The following is a 5,867-nucleotide window of genomic DNA, read 5'->3' as shown; positions in this document are numbered from 1 at the left end:
CGAAAGGCGGCACCATACTGTAACGATCAAAACTGGCGTCGCGCCACCAGCCAGGCCCCCACGACCAGCATCACCGCGCCGCACACTGGGCCAATCAGGGCGCGAAGCGGAATACCATGGCTCCTCAGCACGTCCAGCACCAGCCCGCCAATCAGCTGGCTTGCGACCAGCACGGCGATGGTCGTCGCCGCGCCAACGTTCTGATAGCCGCTGATGCTGGCAAACACGAAAAACGACCCCAGCAGCCCCGGGATTAGCGTCCACCAGCGCACCGTTGCGGCCAGCTCGCTGAATCCGGCCACGCCCTGTTTCAGCAGCAGAATACTGACAAACAGCACAATGCCGACCAGCGAATTCAGCAGCATCGCGATGAGAATGGTGGAGGAGGACTGGGTGATACGCACCATCAGGGTGTTTTGCACCACCAGACCGATGCCCGCCGCCACCAGAAACGCCAGCGTCAGTGACTGATTCATGGGATAGCGTCCGGATCGCTGCGCTCGTCCAGCTGCAGCTGCATAAAGGTTAAGTCCAGCCAGCGGCCAAACTTGGTTCCCACCTGCGGCATTTGTCCGGTCGTCACAAAGCCGAGCGTCTCATGGAGATGAATCGAGGCATGGTTTTGCGCTTCAATGCCGGCCACCATCACGTGTTTACCGATGGCGCGGGCCTCGTTAATCAGCGCCTTCATCAGCGTGCGGCCAATCCCTTTACCCTGATGGGCCGGATGGACGTAGACCGAGTGCTCAACCGTATGACGGAAGCCGTCAAAGGCGCGCCAGTCGCCGAAAGAGGCGTAACCGGTGATGACACCGTCTTCTTCGCTCACCAGAACCGGATAACCCGCCAACGTGCGCGCCTCAAACCACGCGATTCGGTTATCGGTATCGACGGTTTTATCGTTCCAGATCGCGGCAGTATGCAGCACCGCGTGGTTGTAAATCTCGCCTATCGCAGCGCAGTCTTCTTTGCAGGCATGACGAACGATCATGATGAAGCCTCTGTGTGTTGTTCACTATAGTATTACGTTATCGCTACGATATTACACAACTGTATCCCCCGATCGCTACGGCATAAGCCATATTTTTTTGTTATCAAAAGCCCATTGAATTGCCGTTCATACACTATAGTATGACGTCATGAACACCATAACAGACACGATGAATCAACGGATTAGCGCAAGAATTCGCCTTGAACGCGAGTCTCGCGGATGGTCCCTCACCGAGCTTGCTGACCGGGCAGGGGTCTCGCGCGCGATGATCCACAAGATAGAACGCGGAGACAGTAGCCCGACGGCCACCTTGCTTGCCCGCCTGTCTGGCGCGTTTGGCATCAGCATGTCAACGCTGATTGCCCGGGCCGAAATGCAGGAGGGCAAGCTGCTGCGCCTGGCAAACCAGCCCGTCTGGCGCGATCCGCAGACGCACTACCTCCGCCGCCATGTTTCTCCCCGTACCGATCTGCCCATCGACCTGGTTCAGGTGGAACTGCCTGCGGGCAGCGATGTTCCTATGCCTGCCTCTTCTTACGCGCTGGCACGTCAGCTTATCTGGCTGCAGTCCGGTGAGCTGGTGTTCCAGGAGGGCGATACGCGCCACGAGATGCACGCCGGAGACTGTCTCGAGCTGGGGCCGCCGAATGACTGCCGGTTCATCAACGAGACGAATGAAACCTGCATCTATCTGGTTGTACGCCTCAACCAGTCTGGCTCGTAATGCTAATGCGATAACGCTGAACGTGAGCCAGGCTGTAATGACATTTGTACCAGAAGGAGATCCTGATGAATCACTCTGTTTCGCATAACCGCCGCTGGGTGCTGGCCTCTCGTCCACAGGGCGCACCGGTCGCGGAAAATTTTCGTCTGGAAACGCAGCCTGTTCCGGAACCGGGTGCGGGGCAGCTTCTGCTTCGTACCGTCTGGCTGTCGCTGGATCCTTATATGCGGGGTCGCATGAGCGACGCGCCATCCTATTCACCGCCGGTTGAGCTCGGTGCGGTGATGGTGGGGGGAACGGTCAGCCGCGTTGAACAGTCAAACCATCCAGACTTCAAAGCCGGTGAATGGGTGCTGGGCTACAGCGGCTGGCAGGAGTATGAACTTTCGGACGGCAGTGGCCTGGTGAAGCTGGGCGAAAATCCGTCTCATCCTTCCTGGTCGCTGGGCGTACTGGGCATGCCGGGCTTTACCGCCTATATGGGGCTGCTGGATATCGGGCAACCGAAAGCGGGTGAAACGCTGGTGGTGGCTGCGGCGACCGGCCCGGTTGGCGCGACAGTAGGGCAGATCGGCAAAATCAAAGGTTGCCGGGTGGTCGGCGTGGCTGGTGGCCCAGAGAAATGCCGCCATGCCGTTGAGGTTCTCGGCTTTGACCTGTGTCTGGATCACCATGCGGCGGATTTTGCCGACCAGCTGAAACACGCCTGTCCGAACGGTATTGATGTCTATTATGAAAACGTCGGCGGGAAAGTGTTTGATGCCGTGCTGCCCCTGCTGAACACCTCCGCGCGCGTGCCGGTGTGTGGCCTGGTGAGCGGCTATAACGCGACGGGCCTGCCTGACGGGCCGGACCGCCTGCCGCTCCTGATGGCGACCCTTCTCAAGAAACGCATTCGTATGCAGGGCTTTATTATCGGCCAGGATTATGGACACCGCATTCATGAGTTCCAGGAAGAGATGGGGCGCTGGGTGCAAGAGGGGAAAATCCACTATCGCGAACAGGTGACGGACGGGCTGGAAAACGCCCCCGAGGCGCTGATTGGCCTGCTGGAAGGACGAAACTTCGGCAAAGTCGTGATTCGCGTCGCGAGTGACAATAAATAAAGCGCACAATGGCGGGGTTTCCCGCCATATTTATTTGTGAAGATACGATATATTGTCTTTAATTACTGGACAGGGTTTTTCGCGCCATCATCCCGGATGAGGCCGAAAACGATAAAAAAATGATGTTTGCTTTTTTTGGCTGTTTTACGTACTTCCCACCACCAGGCATGACGATACAGGATATATCGTACCGGCGCCGTTTTATTAAAACTGGCGTTTAAAAATAGCATTAAGTTTTAGCTACAGGAATTCCACATGCTTGATTTGGATCACTTAGAAAAAGCCCAAAGGGTTAGCCTTACCATGCAGGTTGAACACAGTTTGAAAGGGGCGTTAATTACAGGCTCCCTCAAACCAGGAGCACGACTGATTACGAAAGAGATTGCTGATAAATTAGGCACCAGTATTACGCCGGTCCGCGAAGCGCTGCTACGTCTGGTCTCCTCAGGCGCGCTTCACGCCACGCCAGCGCAGGCATTTCTGGTCCCTGAGGTGACGCTGGAGCGTTATAACGAGATTAACGCCATCAGAAAACAGCTTGAGCCGATGGCGGTTGCTGCTGCATGCCAGAATATGTCAGACGGCAAGCTGGAGGCGTTGCGCAAAATGTCAGAGGCCTTCCATGAGGCTATGCGCAATGGAAACGTTCAGCAGGCATTGCATGCAAATCGCATCTTCCGGTTTACGCTTTATCAATATGCGGAAATGCCTACGCTTAATGCCTTAATTGAACAGTTATGGGTGCGCATCGGACCCTGTATGAACTACCTGCATCAGGAACTTAACGACATCAAAACGTCAACGTATCACTATGATGAGCTTCTTTCAGCCCTTGAGCGGAGAGATGTGGATGCCAGCCAGAAGGCAATTGATAAGTTGATTGATGAAGCGGATTTTCTTTTACAGCGACAATATTTTAACTGAGAGATTATTTAACAGAGCGACTATATACTGCGCCTAATTATTTATTTGGTGAATAACTCCTGATGGCTTATTGCCATCAGGAGGGTTATTTCATTAATAAAATAAACTTTTCTTTTTCTTACTCGAAGCGATAAGAGACCGACAGCCCGACGCCATAGTTACGGCCTGGTGCAGGTTCGTAATAACGGCCGTTGGACTCGTTGACAATAACCGAGCCCGCGTACTCTTTATCGAACAGGTTATCGACGCGGCCAAAGACATCCATTCCCCAGTTGCCGTAGTTAAACTTATACCCGGTATTCAACCCGACTACCGTGTACGACGGCGCTTTCGCGGTGTTTTCGTCGTCGGCCATGATGTCGCTCATGTAACGCACGTCCGTGCCCGCGTACCAGCCTTCCTCCGGCTGCCAGCCAAACGAGGCAAAGCCCATGTTGCGCGCAATCCCCGGCATGCGGTTACCGTTACAGTCTGCGTCACTGCAGACGTTAGTACGGTAGGTGGCATCCAGGTACGTCCACGCCATCTTCAGCTTCCAGTTCTCAGCGAACTGCTGATCCAGAGAAACTTCCACACCCTGACGGCGTGTTTTCCCGGCATTTTTATAGGTTGTGCGGCCGCCGGAACTGGAGTCCACCACAATCTCATCATCCGTATCGGTGCGGAACAACGCCGCCGTCAGCAGACCGTTGCCGATTCGGGTTTTGCTGCCCACTTCATACGTGTTATTCGTGGATGGCTTCAGGCCAATATTCAGACCACCCTGATTATCCGCACGATAGGAGAGTTCGTTGATGGTTGGCGTTTCAAACCCACGCCCTGCGGCAGCGTAGAGGTTCCACCCGTCAGTCACCGCATACTTAACGGCGCCCGCCGGGAGCCACTTGTGATAGCTCGCGTCACCGCTGTCGTCGCCGTTGCCCGGCGTAACGTAATGGTCGTTGGAATCAAACCAGACCGAACTGTAGCGGACACCCGCATCGACAGAGAGTTTCTGCGTCAGCTGCCAGCTGCTTTGCAGATAAGGATCGACGTTCCACATCAGGTTACGTTCGTCACGACGTTTATCGCCTTTGACGCCGTAGTCCGGCACGCCGTTGCTCATCACAAAGTTCTCGTAGCCGCGACGATCTTCACTCAGGTTTTCGTAGTTCAGGCCGGTGGTAAACGTCACCGGCACCAGCAGCTCGCCACGGTGCGTCCAGCGGGTATCCACGCCCTGATAGTGGCGCTGCATGTCAATCACCCCACCGGAGTGGGAAGGTTTCAGCTGCGGCTGATACGGAATCGACTGGTACTGCGTCATTTCACGCTCACCGGCGTACATCATCACGCTGAGGTCGTCCTGAGCGCTGAGCTGGCGATCGTAGCGCAGGCCGGCCTGGGTCTGTTTGATGGTCTTACGGGTGTTGTACTGATCGCCACGCGGAGACTGACGCGGATTATTCTGCCACTCCTGATAGCTCAGACCGCCCGGATCGTTGGCCTTCATGTCTACGCTGTTGAAGATTAGCGTCAGCTTGCTGACGTCATCAATACGCACGCCCAGCCTGGCGTTGGCCAGATTCTTCCGCGCGCCGCTGTGGTCGCGATAGCCCTGGGTGGTGAAACGGGTGGTGGAAACGGTGTAGTCCACATCGCCTGCGTGGGTGCCGTCGCCCATCGCACCGGTGGCCTTCATGCCGTAGCGCCAGGTACCGTAACTGCCGTAATAGCTGCTGGCTTCAATGGTTGACGGCTGCTGCCCGGTCTGGGTGTTGATGTTAATCACGCCGCCAGAGGCGTTGCCATACAGGGCAGAGAAGGGGCCGCGCAGCACTTCAACGCTCTCCACGCTGGAGAGATCGATGTTGGAGGTCTGGCCCTGTCCGTCCGGCATGGTGGCAGGGATACCGTCGACGTACATACGGATACCGCGCACGCCAAACGTTGAGCGGGCGCCAAACCCACGCATCGAAAGCTGGAGATCCTGAGCATAGTTCTGGCGGTTCTGAATTTGCAGTCCCGGGACGCTGCCGAGGGATTCAGACAGGTTGATGCGAGGCGCGGCGTGGCGCATGTCATCGCCATTGACGACGCTGACCGCGGCCGAGGTATCCAGCTCCGATACGGTTTGCGGCGT

6 protein-coding genes are annotated in these 5,867 nt (G+C 56.2%); 3 read left to right on the top strand and 3 right to left on the bottom strand.

Annotation, left to right across the window (positions count from 1 at the left end; genetic code table 11):
- Positions 1-26 precede the first annotated feature (26 nt).
- Both DOU50_RS01410 and DOU50_RS01405 read right to left on the bottom strand, forming a co-directional pair.
- Positions 27-476, bottom strand: a complete 450-nt coding sequence (locus DOU50_RS01410; RefSeq protein WP_008501299.1) for a DMT family transporter — start codon at positions 474-476, stop codon at positions 27-29.
- Positions 473-991: a GNAT family N-acetyltransferase gene (locus tag DOU50_RS01405; protein WP_032647470.1), complete on the bottom strand. Its 519-nt coding sequence runs from the start codon at positions 989-991 to the stop codon at positions 473-475. Before DOU50_RS01405 ends, DOU50_RS01410 begins: the two co-directional genes overlap by 4 nt.
- A 148-nt stretch (positions 992-1,139) precedes the next feature.
- Here DOU50_RS01405 and DOU50_RS01400 point away from each other — a divergent pair, with 148 nt between their 5' ends.
- The 3 genes from DOU50_RS01400 to DOU50_RS01390 all read left to right on the top strand — a co-directional run bounded on the left by DOU50_RS01400 (position 1,140) and on the right by DOU50_RS01390 (position 3,745).
- A complete protein-coding gene (locus DOU50_RS01400; RefSeq protein WP_148768594.1) occupies positions 1,140-1,715 on the top strand; it encodes a helix-turn-helix domain-containing protein in 576 nt (191 codons plus the stop codon).
- A gap of 65 nt (positions 1,716-1,780) precedes the next feature.
- A complete protein-coding gene (locus DOU50_RS01395) occupies positions 1,781-2,821 on the top strand; it encodes an NADP-dependent oxidoreductase (protein ID WP_148768593.1) in 1,041 nt (346 codons plus the stop codon).
- 255 nt (positions 2,822-3,076) lie between these two features.
- Positions 3,077-3,745 (top strand): GntR family transcriptional regulator, encoded by a 669-nt coding sequence (locus DOU50_RS01390; RefSeq protein WP_024909654.1) that lies wholly within the window; start codon positions 3,077-3,079, stop codon positions 3,743-3,745.
- 118 nt (positions 3,746-3,863) lie between these two features.
- Here the strand turns inward: DOU50_RS01390 and pqqU are convergent.
- On the bottom strand, positions 3,864-5,867 hold a 2,004-nt coding region (pqqU, locus tag DOU50_RS01385; RefSeq protein ID WP_148768592.1), incomplete at its 5' end, for a TonB-dependent receptor PqqU.

Source organism: Enterobacter sp. C6 (assembly GCF_008122455.1).
Lineage (GTDB): Bacteria > Pseudomonadota > Gammaproteobacteria > Enterobacterales > Enterobacteriaceae > Enterobacter > Enterobacter pseudoroggenkampii.
Note: the sequence above shows the minus strand (reverse complement) of the source record. Positions and strands in the feature narration are given on the sequence as shown.